Origin of the sequence: Vibrio sp. 1CM2L, from assembly GCF_023161695.1 — a bacterium.
In the GTDB taxonomy this organism is placed as follows: Bacteria; Pseudomonadota; Gammaproteobacteria; order Enterobacterales; family Vibrionaceae; genus Vibrio; species Vibrio coralliirubri.
In genome coordinates, this window is sequence record NZ_JALNTT010000001.1 from 1,101,662 (window position 1) to 1,116,779 (window position 15,118).

Here is a 15,118-nt window from a genome sequence, read left to right on the forward strand (position 1 = left end):
TCTGGACTATAAACGCTTTCGAAGCTTTGGTCATGTGCTGTCCTAAGCGCTATTTACTCAAAGATCGCCCTAATGGTGCGAAGTAACCTTGCAGGGCTTGATATATCTCTTCTCGATGCGTCATATCAGGATACACGGGGTACATATCAGGCTTGGTTGTGCCATCGACCAGATAAGTGTTCTTGATATCGGAGCACGATTCAATCACGGACTCAAAAGCACGCGCCATCATCTCTGTGGGTAGTGAGAAGTAACGGGTAGACATCGCTTTGTCGGCAATCACGCTGCGAGCCACGTAATCGTGTTTGTCTAAGTTATTGTCGCTAAGCAAAGTGGCGTCAAACAGAGACATCAAACTCTCGTTTAATGGATGAGGTCGTACTTTTCTATCGTGCAACCAACAGTCACTGGCGAACAAGATTTGCTTGCGAGGACCGGAGGTGTCACCAATCTCAAACGCCTTTTCGGCGATGTAGTGGTCAAATGCATGCCAAAACTCGTGTGCGAGCGCGCCAGCTCCAGCGTTCTTGGCGAGGGCTAATTCTCTTTGGTTTGGGGCGTAGTGTGCTTGTACGCCTTTTCTGCCACCACTGCCAAACGCTAAGCCTAATGTGCCGCGAAGGCCAATTGCCTCTGGTGGCAAAGCCAAGATGTAAGCCAAGTCGGCTAGCGAGTCGAATATCAGATTTGCGGCCAACTCTTTTTCTTCTTTCGTGACCCAAGCCCCCACACGAATGCTGCCCATACCGAAGGTCTGTTTGATGTCCATAAAAGACACCTGATCGCCATGTCGGTAGTCTGGGCCTTCGCGCGTTTTATACTTAAAGTGAGTTAACTTCAAAAGGGTCCTTGGAAACAGACGTAAGAATGAATGAGGTGCTCAGCGAGATGCACTTGTGTGAGATGCATCTCTTGGAATTAAAGGACGTTAGCACTTTTGATAGCAAATTGCCGAACAAAATTAGTCTAGAATAAGTTCGAACGCTTCCCATGAGGTTGGGTTACCTTCGCGAGTGAGTGGAAAGAGTGGCTGTTGTGGTTTTGCATAGCTTAATCGGTGCAGTCTTTGAGTTACGTGGTAGCTATCAAGCCCTGATACCGTGACCAAATCCAACGCTTCTAAATCAAGGTAGCCATCCGGCATCACGGCGCGTTTGGGTGCGTGAATCGTTATAACTTCACCGATCAACATTTGCGTTTGATTGCTTTCGATTGTGATCTGTTCTTTGAACGCTAACCCTATCTTTAAACTGCTCTCCAAGACGAAGGGAGCGGGGAATTTGTCGTCATAATAGGCCGTTAAGCCGACCGCGTTGAATTCTGAGACTGGTTTAGGGTAGCGAGCCGAGGTTTGATGGGCCTTTTTAACAAAGTCAGCACCAATGCTGTTAACGGTGAAGTGCTTTGTTTCTAGAATGTTTTCTAGCGTATGACGGCGGCTTTTATCTGGGCGAACAATAAAACCAAGCAGCGCCGGATCAGACCCAAGATGAATGACAGAGCTTACTATCGCAAGGTTTTCAAACCCCTGCTTATCACAAGTGCCAATTAGGTTGGCGCTTTTAAATCCAGACAAGGAATTAACCAAACGAATGCGATGTCGCTGGTCCATTGTTTGGATATCTTGTTTAGAAAGGGTCATGTCCTTCATATCTTCTCTTCTTCTCATTTATTGTTATCTTCGAGCATGCTCACTAACGGACTTATATGTACGAAGAATCCGCTTTTATCGATCAAAGAGCGCTTAGTTTGGCCGTGGGCAGTTTGTCTCTTTTATCTCTGCTACAGCACAATGAACGAGATCCTTTGCATAGATTTACGTACGTTGACGTCCCTTTACATCACAGGAGCTAAAGTAATGATGTCGTCTTTATGAGTGTTAACAAATGAAAACAGTCCGCAATATCATTTGGGCAATGATTGCCACAATGTCAGCCTTTTGGTTTGCGATGGAACCGCAATTATTCGCTTCAAGCGATGTCTTTGAATGGCGCTCAGCCATGATTCAGTACTCAGGTATTTTGTCTCTGATGTTAATGTCCATCACCATGATCTTGGCGATGCGTTTGCCTATGGTTGAGAATTGGCTGAAAGGTATGGATAAAGCATATCGAGTCCATAAATGGCTCGGTATCGGTGGTGTTGCATTGGGTGTGACACACTGGTTGTGGTACCAAATTCCTAAGTCATTGGTGGTGTCTGGCGTGTTAGATAAGCCTGTTCGACACGATGGTTCAGGGCCGCAAGCTGTTTTGACTGGATGGGAGTTATGGGTCAGTGAATTGCGCGGAATTGCTCAGAGTATTGGCGAATGGGGCTTCTACTTATTACTCATTTTACTTGTGGCGTCACTATGGGCGGCAGTGAAGTACAAACCGTTTAAATTGTCGCACCGTCTGATGTCGGTTGCGTACCTGTTTATCGCTTTTCACTCAGTAATACTGCTTAAACGAGCGTATTGGGGAGAGCCTATTTATTATCTAACTGTGGCATTTGCTTTGGTTGGGTCTATCGCAGCGATTTACAGTTTGTTGGGCTTGGTTGGGCGTCGTAATCGTCACTCAGCGACCATTACCTCGACTCGTTATTTTCCACAAGCTGAGGTGATGGAGCTTGTGTTAAAACCTGATGCATCTTGGCATGGTCATAACGCTGGGCAGTTTGCATACCTGCGTTTTGGTAATGAAGATCCTCATCCGTTTACCATTGTTTCTGGCAGTGAAGATTCAGAGCTACGCTTTTTGATCAAAGAGCTGGGTGATTTTACTAATGGCCTTTATGAACGAGTGAAAGCGGGCGATGCGGTTACGGTTGAAGGTCCCTATGGTCGACTTGATTTTGACCTATGCAAGCCACAAATTTGGATTGCTGGTGGCGTCGGGATTGCGTCGTTTTTTGCAACACTTGAAGCGCTCAAAACAGAACGAGATCATCCTCGTATTGAACTGTTTTATTGTACTCGCGGTGTTGATAAGCAATTAATCGATGAGTTGTGGCACCTTGCACACGCGGTTGGTGTGAAGTTGACCGTGATAGACACCTTACATTCACCTCGGCTGAACGCCGGAAGAATTGTCAATCAATGTGGCGACCTCAACGAATACGAGATGTATTTCTGCGGGCCGGAGTTGTTCTCTACATCACTGAAAAAAGAATTAGACACCTATCAATTTGATATTGAAAAGCACTACCACGAAGAGCTGTTTGTGATGCGTTAAAGCTAACTATTGGGGCTGTGATTGTTAAATTAGTCAATCGGCACCGTGCAAAAAGGCGTAAAGTCACTCAATTTGTTATTGCAGCGGTTTGCTATTGAGCGATACCATATAGGGCTATTTCTTTGGTAAAGATGTAATTATGTCAGATGAAAAACTCGCACTAGAGTGGATGCGCCAACAAGCTCATAAAGTTGACCCATACGTTATCGATCCATCGTTTGATGAATGCGTTGAGTTGCTTGATCCTGCCTTCAAGAAAGGCAAGAGTGTTGCTCAACTCAAGTATCTGTTATCAGAAGCAGATCGCCGAGCGGGCGCGGCAGAGCGTAAGCATGCAGCCTTAAAGTATGCCAAAGAAAAAAGCCCAAATGCTGGTCAGATTCTGCGTCTGCAAAGCAAACTTCAACAAGTCCAGTTGGCGTTGAAATTGGCGACTGGCGACAACAACATGACCATCTCTCAGTTCTGTTCAGAGTATGATGTGACCAAGCGTGACGGCAATACGGCATGGAATGAAAAGTTAGTTGAGCAAGGGAAGAGAAAGTAGCCATTAAAAAGCCTGAAAACTGATTTCAGGCTTGGTTGTCAATCCGCTTAATCAGAACCAATACCCACGCTAAGGTCGAATGTTATTGAAACTGACCTTTTGTGACCCATCGTCTAGGTTCTCCAACTTAACCACATCCCCTTGATAGTAATACGGTTCCATTGGCATCTCGCTATTGGTTGGCCTTGCGTAGTGAAGCACAGCGGGTTTACCTTCCTCTTGTCGAGCATATAAATAGCCAATCAGCGCATGCTCAAACTGGTGATAACCGTTGCCCCAATGGAAAGCTTTGGTGCGTTTTGGATCAAGCCCAACACCTCCGTATTTATGATCGACCCATACATCATGAAAGGTCGGTAGGGTGTATTGCAATACGTCTTTCATTGAACCATCGACTAGCGAAACCGTCATGGCTGCTTGATCAAGCTCCGCCCATTCCCATGATGAAGCCCAATTTGTATTTGGTCTGCTTTGCCATCCAGTTATCTCTTGTCCTTTCCACTCGCTCTGAAGTTCCTCGCCATAATATTGGGATACGCTGGCAAAGTCTTTCTGATATTGCGCCTGAGCGAGAGTGTATTTCATACCGTCTAAACCAAACTCCGACCATTCAGAGTTATTCAATGTTTGGCCTGTAAGGTAAGTCATCCAATAGGCTTTGATGGTGTGCCCAAAATCATTGTGATTGGCATTCGGCATCATCGCCGCTTTGTCGTGAATTGCACCGTAGAAGCGTTGTTCATCTTCAGAGTGGTATTGGTCAATCATGGTTTGCGTGAGCCAGTTTAAGTCATCAAGCCATTTTGTTTTGACGGGCTCTTTGAGCAGAGGTGCGACGAGCAACATGTAGCCGTTTATCTGATCAAGTTGCGCGACTAGCTCACGTCGTTTTGCACTGCCATCTTCACCGTCAGCAAGCACCCAAGCAAGACCACTGTTGTCGCTAAGTCGATATTTATCAAAGATAAAAGCTTGTTGTGCGATGAGTGCTTGTTCTACCTTTTTGTCTTGGGTCAAGTAGTAGTACATAGCAAGGCCAACCAGCGCGTACGCTTGATCTTGAGAGGTGCGCTGCTGCCAATCCTGGCCTGCTTTTCCCTCTTTTGTGTAGCCAATAAAGCCACCATTTTGCTTATCTTCTAGTTGATCAATGAGGTAGTAGGCACCTTGCTTGGCAAGCGCTAAAGCCTGTTTATCGCCAGTAAGGTGGTAGAGCACGCCATAGGCATAAGTTTGGCGTGACTTCATCCGCGTAAACTCTTTGCCAAAGTGCGGCGTGATCCAGCCTTTGTTCAGTTCAGGGCACACATCAGAAACATCGAGCAAGGTACCGTCATCACAACGGAAAGTCGGGAAGTTGCCTATCGGCTCTCCTTGAGCGCTAGACATCAACCAGTAAGGTGCAAGCCCTTCAGTAGCATGATTGAGCCACTCTTCTCCAGAAGGAAGAGGGGCGTTGGCAGATACGGCGTAGCTAGTAACACTGAGTAATGCGATCGTTGCTCGTAACATGATGTTTATCTTAACTATTTGAATTTCGTTGAATATAAACAATCACATCTGCACATTGTGATTCGGTGATCACAATCGACCAAATTATTGCGGAGTAGAGGAAGGTTTACAGATCATTGAGTCGTACCGGAATAGTCGAACTATAACTAGCATTATCCACAAATCGAATAATTCATAATGATTATAAGTCATTGGATGGGATTTGGTCTCGTTCGTATACTGGGCTCAAACAAAGGATGTTTTTTAAACAATTGAATGTTTCACCTTTACGAAGAGATATGCTCAACATGAAAAAACTTCTATTAGCTTCGCTACTTGCTATCAGCACAATGCCGGTCTATTCCCAGTCATTCGATGATACAGATGACATCCTTAATCGTGCATCACAGATTGAAAATCTCGAATACAAAATGATGGTGCAGCGCGCTACTCAAACAGCAATCCATTATATGCCGGCTGTGACTCAAATTGATTTTCTAAAAGCGACTCGTCGTGACCTTGATGGCGACTTCAACGATGTGGTTTATGTGAACGAACCTTTTGGCTCAGAAAAGGGGTTTCTCACCGCGAACGATACTACCGCTTATGCTTGGGCAACGATAACGTCGAAGAATGGCCCTGTGGTGATTGAGGTGCCCGCAGCAACAGACAAAGTGAACTACTTTGGCTCAATCGTTAACCAATGGGAGGTTCCTATTGCTGATGTTGGTTATAAAGGTGCTGACGAAGGCAAAGGAGGGAAGTATCTATTCTTGCCACCAGGTTACGACAATAAATTAGGTACGAAGCAGGATCTCGAAAGTAAGGGTTACCTTGTATTTGAAACGGATACGTACCTGTATGGCTTTTCATTCAGACCGTCATTAACCAATGGGGCGACAGATTTGGATGCGGGTAACTACGCGAAGCAAATCAAAATCTACAACTTAGCCGATGCAGAAAATCCACCCAAGACAGATTACTTGGATGCAACAGATGTCGCCTATGACAGCCTACCTTATTACAACGAGACGTTTTTTCAAGACATTAATGACGTCATCCAAGAGAACCCGGTCAGAACGCAAGACAAAGCAATGGCGTCGTTACTAAAAGACCTTGGTATTGAAAAAGGGAAAAAATTCGACCCAACAGCTGAGCAGAAAAAAGCGATGAGTGAAGGTGTGCTGATGGCCTATGCACACATGCAATCAAAGTTTGTTGAACCGGATCAAACGGTGAGTGCGCTATGGAGAGATGAAAACGGCAAACCTCTGTCGCAATGGTCCTTCTGGAATTTTGGCCCTCAAGCTCAGCTTGGTTTCCCATTTGTGGATGAAGATGAGGTGTTAGTTGATAAGCGTGCGGCGTCGTATTTCTACGTAACTTACTTGCCGAAGCAATTGGGCGGTTCAACCTTTTATCTAACGGGTTTACGCGATTCACAAGGTGAGATGTTAGATGGCAAAGCGACGTACAAGCTCAATGTACCAGCTGATACGCCTGTCGAGGACTTCTGGTCAGCGATTGTTTACAACATGGAAACCAAGAATTTTGTTAAAGGGGTCGATCGAGTAGGGCTATCGTCTCGAAACGCTGACACGATGAAAAAGAATCCAGATGGTTCGTATGATCTGTATTTCGGCCCTGAAGCACCAAAAGGGCAGGAGGAAAACTGGGTTCCTACAGGTGGTGAAGATTACTTCTTATTGTTCCGACTTTACCGTCCAACATCGAAGACTTTCTTTAAAAACTGGATGCTAGAAGACATGGAAAAAATCAGTGGCTAGCAAGCAATAGAGACTCAACCATCTCTGCAAGTAAATAGCTTAATGCGTGCCCCTAAGTGAAGCATACAAATTGGGGCCGGTTAGGCGATGAGAATCATTTTAGACAAGAGAAAATATTATGAAAAAATCGATTATTGCTACGTTGCTGATTACTTTAGGCTGTTCATCTGTGGCGCTCGCTGAGCCTAAATTTAGTGCGCAAGTACCAGATAGCATCATTACGCCAAATAAGGTCGAATCTGGCTATCTAGGTGAGCTCAACTATACCGATGGTGCACCGACATTAGAAACGCACGCTAAGGTTCAAGATTTTGTTCAAGTATCTAATGCTGTTCGTGTTTTTCTATCCGGTATTCCAGTTGCTTCAATACAAGGGCTATTGTTGGGGCATGAGAGTATCGGTATGAAGCCCAATCAAACAATCGCAATTTCTGAAGACAACTTAGACGCCAATAGTTTATGGCTAACTGCTAATACAACAACACCCTATGTCACTTCGGAAATTGATGTAAAAAATGGCCCGGTGATTCTAGAAGTTCCTACTCCGGTTATGGGTTTACTCGACAATGCTGCATTTAAGTACGTTGATCGAATTGGTGTCACTCACCCAGACAATGCAGCTAAATCAGGCAAGTATTTTATCCGCCACTCTTCGTGGAAAGGCGACGTTCCAGAAGGGTACATTGAGGTTGTCAGCGAAGGGTATCAGCATTGGCTATTGCTGCGTTTAGTGAGCTCACCAGAGAGTATGGAACAGAGTATTACAACATTAAAAAACACCACCAAGCTGTATTCGTATGGCAAAGAAGATAAGACAGAGTTCATGAATATTTCTGGCGTCGATTACAACACCATTCATGCTATGGACGAGACGTTCTACGATGAGGTCAATGCACTTATTCAATATGAACCTACCGCTATTTTTGATGCTGAATGGTTGTCGTTGGCTAAAGACATCGGAATAGAAAAAGGGCAAGAGTTTGTGCCAAACACGCGTATGCAGCAAATACTGTCGGAAGCCGCAAAAATAGCGACTGCTGAAGTACGCTCAAGCTATTTCCACCCTAAAGAAGAGATGTTTCGCTACGATGATAGACAGTGGTTCACGCCGTTAGTCTCAGGCCATGAATTTAAAGATGAAAATGGCGTAATTGACTCCGATATGCGAGCAACATTCCACTTCATGGCAACCGGGATTACACCAGATATGGTGACGAAAACCGTAGGAAAAGGATCGGATTATCTGTTGGCGACACGTGATGCCAACAAGGAAGTGTTGGATGGCAGTCAACACTACACGGTGACTTTGCCACCGAATGCGCCAGTAGAGCAGTTTTGGTCATTTATGATCTACGATAACCAGACTCGCTCTATGCTAGAAACCGACCAAAAATCTGCTGGCCTTGATGGTTTGAGTGAAGATATTAAGAAGAACAGCGATGGTTCTATCACTGTCCATTTTTCGCCCAACGCTCCCAAAGGAATGGAAAGTAATTGGGTCCAAACGACGGAAGGCAAAGGTTTTAATATCATCTTCCGCATGTATTCGCCGACAGAAAAGTGGTTTGATAATTCATGGAAACCAAGTGATTTTGTTAAGGTGAAATAGAAGGTATCGCAAGTTTGAATGCACCCTATAAATGGGTGCATCTTTTCATGTTAAGGTTATTCAGCGCTTAGCACTGTTATTGCTCAAAGATAGCTAGAGGATTTATGCGAAAAGACATGTCATATCAGTTGAATCGAGTCGACCTAAATTTGCTGGTGGCCTTTGATACATTGCTTAAAGAACGCAACGTAACCAATGCTGCAAAGGCGTTATTTGTGTCACAGTCGGCCATGAGTCGCAGCTTAAAACGGCTGAGAGAAACCTTTGATGATCCTCTCTTTATCAGAACATCTACGGGCCTAACACCAACATCAAAAGCACTAGAGTTAGGCCAAGAACTGCAACACATTCTGCCGCAGCTAAACGCGTTATTTCAGCGTAATCAATTTGATCCTCGAGAGTGCAACGATACGTTTTCGATCTCTTTACCGACCTTTCTGGGGAGCACCATTCTTCCTAATCTAGCCTTGGGATTATTTGAAGAAGCCCCGGATGTGAACTTGATAGAGATGGCTGCGAAAAGTAACCCTTATGACTTGCTCGACAAGGGTAAGTTAGATTTTGCGATTCATTATGCAAGCTCGTTAGATCAAAAATACCAAGCCACCAAAATAGGGACCATCTACCCCAAATTGTTTGTTAAAAAGGAGCACCCACTGGTTGGAACGACATCAACTTTAGATGAGATCATGCAATACCCAGTGCTTGCTATGAACGTCGAAGAAGACCACAAGCAAGCATTCAACACCCCTTTGCAACAGATCTTATTGGAGCTAGAAAGTGATAAACGCCCAAAGCTTCGAAGTACTCAAACTCATGTATTAATGGAAATCGCTTCTCGTTCTGATGCGGTGATTTTTGGTATGAACGCTTTAAATGCTTTGCCAGATTTCGATCATCGGTTTGTCGATATTTATGATTTTGTAGACAGCAAGCAATATCACGTAGACCTTTATTTATTGCAGCATCAACGTACATTTACATCCGCTTCGCATCAGTGGATAGCGTCTCGGTTTAATGAGCTGTTGAAGACCATACTCTGAAAAAACGCACTCTAGTGAAACGTTTCTAACTGCCTAATATTGAATGAGTCTCGATGCTATATCGAGACTCATTGTTATCTACTTATACAGGTTCGCCCGCCTCATCCTCTTCAACCACATCGGTTTCTAAGCTTGCCTCTGCCAACCATTTTTGTATTGATGGGCTGTTAAGTACACGTTGTTGATACTGCGATGCTTTCTTTGAAAGCTGGATGCCATAGGTTTCTACGCGCAATGCCACAGGTGTAAACATCGCATCGGCAATCGACCATTCACCAAACAACCATCCTTCAGGGTATTGTTCCATTTGCGCTGACCATATCGCATCAATACGAGCGATGTCTTTCAGTGCGTCTTCACTGACTGTGACCTTTCTTTTGGCGCGGCAGTTCATCGGCATTTCATTTCTGACGGCAAAAAAACCAGAGTGCATCTCGGCGGAAATGGCTCTTGCACGAGCGCGCTCTTTGGTGGATTTTGGCCATGCTGCTCCGTCTAAGTGGGCGTCGTTAACGTATTCGAGAATCGCCAATGAATCCCACACTGCAACGTCACCATCAACTAAGGTTGGAACCTTAGCCGTTGGTGTCACTTTCGCCAGAGTGTCGTAAAAATCAGAGGTGAAGAGTTTGAGCTTGATGACTTCTGCATTCAGGTTGTAGTTATCGAATATTAGCCATGCGCGCAGTGACCAAGTTGAGTAGTTCTGGTTTCCAATATAAAGCTGCATAGGGGCTTCCTTGCGTTTAGTGGGTATGCTTTGAGCCTTGGGGGCATGCATTTGAGCTTAGGGGATTGTATTACGGCGCACTAACGGATAATTTTGATGCAATACATTAATAAAAACGATGGGTGGTAATTTCAATATGGATATTGATGCTTTGCGAGGCTTTCTCGCGTTCGTAGAAACCAGTAGTTTCACACGTGCAGCGAAACAGATAAATCGCACCCAATCGGCATTCAGTGCGCAGATGCGTAAGTTGGAAGAAGAGCTCAACGTCACCCTTTTCAAAAAAGAAGGGCGTAACTTAATACTCACAGAAGCAGGTTTGGCGCTGCGTTCTCATGCCGAACAGTTGGTCGCCCTTCACAATACAGCCCTTAAGCAAGTAAAGCGTTACGAGGACAAACAACCTCTGCGACTTGGCTGCCCTGAAGACTACAACGACACTATTCTGCCAAAAGTGATTCGCCTGTTGCAGAAAGCAGAACCCACCTGTTCTATTCAAGTATTCAGCCTGCCCAGCATTACGCTCAGAGAGTGGTTAGATGATGGCAGGCTTGATGCCGCAATTGTCACCCGAGCGCCCGATAGTGAAGAAGGGTACTGGCTCACTCATGATATCGGAGTATGGATAAGCAGCCCTGATTATGTGTTCGATGAGTCTAAATCAGTCCCATTAGCTTTGTTTCAGACCGATTGTAAGTATCACGCAGCGGCAGTGAATGGCTTAACTAAGCAGGGCACGCCTTATCAGTTATTGGCGTGTAGCAATACGGCTTCTGCACAACGTGCAATCGTTAAAGCCGGATTAGCCATTGGCGCGATGGGTAAGCTCAGCGTCACTTCAGATTTGAAAATTCTTGACGATATGCCGCCGTTGCCTTCGGTCGATATTGTGTTGATCTTAGCGAGCAAACATCATCCAGTATTGGACAAAGAAGTGCTCAATCAACTTGTGGAGTTAGAGTCTGAGTAGCTTAGGTTCATCTTCCTGCTAAAGAATCCCCAAACTTTTCAGCTTTCGATAAATGGTATTGCGGCTGATGCCGAGTATTCGCGATGTCTTGCTGATGTTGCCTTGGTTCGCTTGATACGTTTGCAACAAGGTTTCTTCAACGGTACTTCTTAAATCGTTATTCGCTGTACCTTTGATGGTATTAGGAGTCGTCAGTTGATGGTGATTGTCTTGCGCTAACGACGTGAGATGTTGAGCAAGGTGGCTGGGTACATGCTCGAGTGTGAGTTGGGGTTCATCACTCGCCAGTAAAGCGGCGACCTTCAGTAGATTATCTAATTCGCGGATATTGCCCGGCCAAGCGTAAGCGCACAGTAAGCTCATCAAGTGCGGGCAGATTGTCTGTTCGTCTTCGGCGTATTTACGATGAATGTGCTCGATTAAGGTGTGCTTGTCTTGTCGGTGTTGTAGGCTTGGCAAGGTGAAGGCTAAGCCGTTTAGGCGATAATACAAGTCTTGTCTGAACTCTCCTGTCGCAACTAACTGTTCTAGGTTTTTATGAGTGGCAGCGATGATCTGACAATCGACTTGGTAGCTTTGATTTGAACCCACAGGGACGACGGACTTATCTTGTAGAACATGCAGCAAACGACACTGAGCCTCTAACGGCATGTCGGCGATCTCATCTAGAAACAGAATGCCCTTGTCCGCTTGGCGAATCTTACCTTGGAAACCTTTGTGGCTTGCGCCCGTAAACGCGCCCGGCGCGTAGCCAAACAGTTCGGATTCGATAAGATCTTTCGGTAGTGCTCCACAATTTACCGCCACCAACGGCGACGATTTACGTTGGCTTTGCTTGTGTAATGCTTTAACAAATTCGCCCTTACCAACCCCTGTTTCACCTAAGATCAACAAGCTGATCCCTTTATCGATAACCTTATTAGCTTGCTGCCAAGCGTGTTCAATTTGTTGCTCGCCATGGTGCAAATTACACGATGCCGAAATAGAGCGTGTGCGCTTGTTCGTTGTTTGTTTGAGGCGTTGTTTCTCAAACACAAAAGGCGTATCTAATGAGGTTCGGTTGAACAGGGTATCTATGCATTCGCCGACGATCGAGGTTTGATCCAACAATTGAGAAGCAACCTGATTGTGCGCGACTACCTCACCAGCTTCGTTCGCTATCACTATCCCTTGCCAACCACTGTGTAGTAAAGATTTCTCACACGCAAGATCGATTCGAGTGGTGCCTTGTGGGATGTGGCTCAGTAGCTGGTTCTCAACAAGCTGAACCATATTTTGAACCAGTAATTGGACGGAACTGTCGTGTTGTTGCTGCTCACTGGTGATGTCCAATACGCCAACCATTTGACCTTGGTGATCGAACACCGGGCTTGCTGAACAGCTGATAAATCGATGCTGGTGGATGAAGTGTTGTTCGCCAATGATGGATACTGGCTTGGCTTCAACAATGGCGGTGCCAATCGCGTTGGTGCCTTTCAGTTGTTCCTGCCAACAGGCTCCAGAGCTGAGTGCAATTGATGTCAGCTTCTCTTTAAACCGCTCCTGTCCCCAACTCGCCAGAATCACCCCTTCAATATCGGTCAGAATCAAACGACTGTCGGTACGGGCAAACATCTGATTGAACAAAGGCAGCGCATTACGTTCGACGATGTTGATTAAGTCAGAAGATTGATGTCGTCGCTGTTTAAGAATCGATTGAGGAAGGCGAATATCTTCGGGAAGTCGTCTCTGTTTTAGACCTGCTTCTGTACTGCGGTGCCAAGAAGACCAAAGCCAATCTGAGGTATTTGCTTGTTGAAGGTGCATGACTGTTCCATGTCGTAACAGTGAGGGTGTACCAATTTGGAACAGTTGAACACTGGAGTGGTTTCCATACGTCCGTTCAATGCCAACTCACTTTGGGTTGTAAACGTTTGGTAATCATAGTTTTACAATTTATTAACAACAGGTTTTGAAGTTCTGGCGTGTGATTTGCGTTGTTACTGTTGTGAAGAAAACACGAAGTATCAGTGTTTTAAACAGAAAGTATAAACATGGGCGTCTCGCCATGAGTTCTTTTCTCAAGGGGAGCCGCCACAAAAATAAGACAGCTCTAGCTCAATAACGAATATCAAATCGAAGAAGGATCTAACTATGATTTACGCACAGCCGGGTAGTGACAACGCAGTGGTGAACTTTAAAGCGCAATACGATAACTTTATCGGTGGCGAGTGGGTGAAGCCTGTCAGCGGCGAGTATTTTGATAACACTTCCCCAGTGAATGGTCAGGTGTATTGCCAAGTGGCACGCTCAACCGAGGCGGACATTAGCTTGGCACTGGATGCGGCGCATGCAGCTCGTGCGAGTTGGGCTGCGACTAGCGTGACTGAACGTTCGAACATTCTACTTAAAATTGCCGACCGCATTGAAGCGAATTTAGAAGAAATCGCGGTCGCGGAGACGTGGGAAAACGGCAAGCCTGTGCGTGAAACTTTAGCAGCAGACATTCCGTTAGTCGTTGACCACTTCCGTTACTTTGCGGGTTGTATCCGAGCGCAAGAAGGCAGTGCAGCAGAGCTCGATTCAAACACCGCGAGTTACCACTTCCCAGAACCAATCGGTGTGGTAGGTCAGATCATTCCTTGGAACTTCCCGATTTTAATGGCGGCTTGGAAATTGGCACCAGCGTTAGCTGCGGGCTGTTGTGTGGTGATGAAGCCAGCCGAGCAAACACCGACATCGATCTTGGTGATGATGGAGAAGATCGCCGATCTTCTACCAGCAGGCGTCGTCAACATCGTGAATGGTTTTGGTAGTGAAGCGGGTCAAGCATTAGCAACCAGTGATCGCTTGGCGAAACTGGCATTTACCGGTTCAACAGAAGTCGGCCATCATATTCTGAAATGTGCGGCTGAAAGCTTGATTCCATCAACGGTTGAGCTTGGCGGTAAGTCTCCAAATATCTACTTCCCAGACATCTTTAACCATGAAGATGAATACCTCGATAAGTGTGTTGAAGGTATGTTGCTGGCGTTCTTTAACCAAGGGGAAGTATGTACTTGTCCATCACGTGTGTTGATCCACGAATCGGTATACGACAAGTTCATCGCCAAGGTGGTCGAGCGTGCTCAAACTATTAAACAAGGTAACCCGCTAGATACTGATACTCAGGTGGGCGCACAAGCTTCTAAGGAGCAGTTCGATAAGATTCTGAGCTACCTAGAAATTGGTCGTCAAGAAGGCGCGAAAGTGTTGACAGGTGGCGAAATCGCGCAGCAATCTGATGATCTCGGTAATGGTTATTACATCCAGCCAACCATGTTGGAAGGGCACAACAAGATGCGTGTATTCCAAGAAGAGATCTTTGGCCCTGTAATCGCGGTGACGACGTTTAAAGACGAAGCAGAAGCGCTAGAGATCGCCAATGACACTGAATATGGCTTGGGTGCAGGCGTGTGGACGCGTGATGCAAACCTCGCGTATCGCATGGGTCGTAACATTGAAGCGGGGCGTATTTGGGTGAACTGTTACCACGCTTACCCAGCACATGCCGCGTTTGGTGGTTACAAAAAATCGGGTATTGGCCGTGAGACACACAAGATGATGCTCGACCACTACCAAAACACCAAGAATCTATTAATCAGCTACGATACGAATCCGTTAGGCTTCTTTTAATACAGGTTCGTTTAAAAAGTATGAGAATGAATCATAGGTACAAAGAATAACTAACAACGCAGTCGGCTT

Annotated in this window: 12 protein-coding genes; 7 read left to right on the top strand and 5 right to left on the bottom strand. The window is 45.6% G+C overall.

Annotation, left to right across the window (positions count from 1 at the left end; translation table 11 throughout):
* Positions 1-49: 49 nt before the first annotated feature.
* Together MSG34_RS04750 and MSG34_RS04755 are read right to left on the bottom strand one after the other, a co-directional pair.
* A complete protein-coding gene (locus MSG34_RS04750; RefSeq protein ID WP_248336426.1) occupies positions 50-841 on the bottom strand; it encodes a CLCA_X family protein in 792 nt (263 codons plus the stop codon).
* A gap of 120 nt (positions 842-961) precedes the next feature.
* Positions 962-1,651 (bottom strand): flavin reductase, encoded by a 690-nt coding sequence (locus tag MSG34_RS04755; RefSeq protein WP_248336427.1) that lies wholly within the window; start codon positions 1,649-1,651, stop codon positions 962-964.
* Between the two features lie 235 nt (positions 1,652-1,886).
* Between MSG34_RS04755 and MSG34_RS04760 the strand changes: the two genes are divergently transcribed.
* Together MSG34_RS04760 and MSG34_RS04765 are read left to right on the top strand one after the other, a co-directional pair.
* Entirely contained in the window at positions 1,887-3,218 is a 1,332-nt protein-coding gene (locus MSG34_RS04760) for a ferric reductase-like transmembrane domain-containing protein (RefSeq protein ID WP_248336428.1), read from the top strand.
* 139 nt (positions 3,219-3,357) lie between these two features.
* On the top strand, positions 3,358-3,765 hold the full coding sequence (locus tag MSG34_RS04765) for a hypothetical protein (protein WP_017061620.1): 408 nt from the start codon (positions 3,358-3,360) through the stop codon (positions 3,763-3,765).
* Positions 3,766-3,834: 69 nt separating this feature from the next.
* On the opposite strand, the gene MSG34_RS04770 is transcribed toward MSG34_RS04765, so the two are convergent.
* Positions 3,835-5,277, bottom strand: coding sequence for an N-acylglucosamine 2-epimerase (locus MSG34_RS04770; protein WP_248336429.1), 1,443 nt, complete (start codon positions 5,275-5,277; stop codon positions 3,835-3,837).
* A 287-nt stretch (positions 5,278-5,564) separates the two neighbouring features.
* Here MSG34_RS04770 and MSG34_RS04775 point away from each other — a divergent pair, with 287 nt between their 5' ends.
* From MSG34_RS04775 to MSG34_RS04785, 3 genes are all read left to right on the top strand, one after another.
* A complete protein-coding gene (locus MSG34_RS04775; protein ID WP_048613884.1) occupies positions 5,565-7,043 on the top strand; it encodes a DUF1214 domain-containing protein in 1,479 nt (492 codons plus the stop codon).
* A gap of 118 nt (positions 7,044-7,161) precedes the next feature.
* The gene (locus MSG34_RS04780; RefSeq protein ID WP_248336430.1) at positions 7,162-8,652 is read left to right on the top strand and encodes a DUF1214 domain-containing protein; all 1,491 of its coding nucleotides are present in this window, start codon (positions 7,162-7,164) and stop codon (positions 8,650-8,652) included.
* A gap of 104 nt (positions 8,653-8,756) precedes the next feature.
* On the top strand, positions 8,757-9,695 hold the full coding sequence (locus tag MSG34_RS04785; protein ID WP_248336431.1) for a LysR family transcriptional regulator: 939 nt from the start codon (positions 8,757-8,759) through the stop codon (positions 9,693-9,695).
* A gap of 82 nt (positions 9,696-9,777) precedes the next feature.
* Here the strand turns inward: MSG34_RS04785 and MSG34_RS04790 are convergent, their stop codons facing one another.
* Positions 9,778-10,425, bottom strand: a complete 648-nt coding sequence (locus MSG34_RS04790; protein ID WP_248336432.1) for a glutathione S-transferase family protein — start codon at positions 10,423-10,425, stop codon at positions 9,778-9,780.
* 118 nt (positions 10,426-10,543) lie between these two features.
* Here MSG34_RS04790 and MSG34_RS04795 point away from each other — a divergent pair, with 118 nt between their 5' ends.
* Positions 10,544-11,395: a LysR family transcriptional regulator gene (locus tag MSG34_RS04795; protein WP_248336433.1), complete on the top strand. Its 852-nt coding sequence runs from the start codon at positions 10,544-10,546 to the stop codon at positions 11,393-11,395.
* An 18-nt stretch (positions 11,396-11,413) separates the two neighbouring features.
* Here MSG34_RS04795 and MSG34_RS04800 read toward each other — a convergent pair whose 3' ends face one another.
* Positions 11,414-13,201, bottom strand: a complete 1,788-nt coding sequence (locus MSG34_RS04800) for a sigma-54-dependent Fis family transcriptional regulator (protein WP_248336434.1) — start codon at positions 13,199-13,201, stop codon at positions 11,414-11,416.
* Between the two features lie 327 nt (positions 13,202-13,528).
* Between MSG34_RS04800 and MSG34_RS04805 the strand changes: the two genes are divergently transcribed.
* Positions 13,529-15,049: an aldehyde dehydrogenase family protein gene (locus MSG34_RS04805; RefSeq protein WP_050653211.1), complete on the top strand. Its 1,521-nt coding sequence runs from the start codon at positions 13,529-13,531 to the stop codon at positions 15,047-15,049.
* Positions 15,050-15,118 lie beyond the last annotated feature (69 nt).

Excerpts from the sequence above, each read along its gene's own strand:
- MSG34_RS04795 (WP_248336433.1), top strand. The coding sequence starts at position 10,544 with ATGGGTGGTAATTTCAATATGGATATTGATGCTTTGCGAGGCTTTCTC.
- MSG34_RS04805 (WP_050653211.1), top strand. The coding sequence starts at position 13,529 with ATGATTTACGCACAGCCGGGTAGTGACAACGCAGTGGTGAACTTTAAA.
- MSG34_RS04770 (WP_248336429.1), bottom strand. The coding sequence starts at position 5,277 with ATGTTACGAGCAACGATCGCATTACTCAGTGTTACTAGCTACGCCGTA.
- MSG34_RS04760 (WP_248336428.1), top strand. The coding sequence starts at position 1,887 with ATGAAAACAGTCCGCAATATCATTTGGGCAATGATTGCCACAATGTCA.
- MSG34_RS04800 (WP_248336434.1), bottom strand. The coding sequence starts at position 13,201 with ATGCACCTTCAACAAGCAAATACCTCAGATTGGCTTTGGTCTTCTTGG.
- MSG34_RS04755 (WP_248336427.1), bottom strand. The coding sequence starts at position 1,651 with ATGAAGGACATGACCCTTTCTAAACAAGATATCCAAACAATGGACCAG.
- MSG34_RS04775 (WP_048613884.1), top strand. The coding sequence starts at position 5,565 with ATGAAAAAACTTCTATTAGCTTCGCTACTTGCTATCAGCACAATGCCG.
- MSG34_RS04765 (WP_017061620.1), top strand. The coding sequence starts at position 3,358 with ATGTCAGATGAAAAACTCGCACTAGAGTGGATGCGCCAACAAGCTCAT.
- MSG34_RS04785 (WP_248336431.1), top strand. The coding sequence starts at position 8,757 with ATGCGAAAAGACATGTCATATCAGTTGAATCGAGTCGACCTAAATTTG.
- MSG34_RS04780 (WP_248336430.1), top strand. The coding sequence starts at position 7,162 with ATGAAAAAATCGATTATTGCTACGTTGCTGATTACTTTAGGCTGTTCA.
- MSG34_RS04790 (WP_248336432.1), bottom strand. The coding sequence starts at position 10,425 with ATGCAGCTTTATATTGGAAACCAGAACTACTCAACTTGGTCACTGCGC.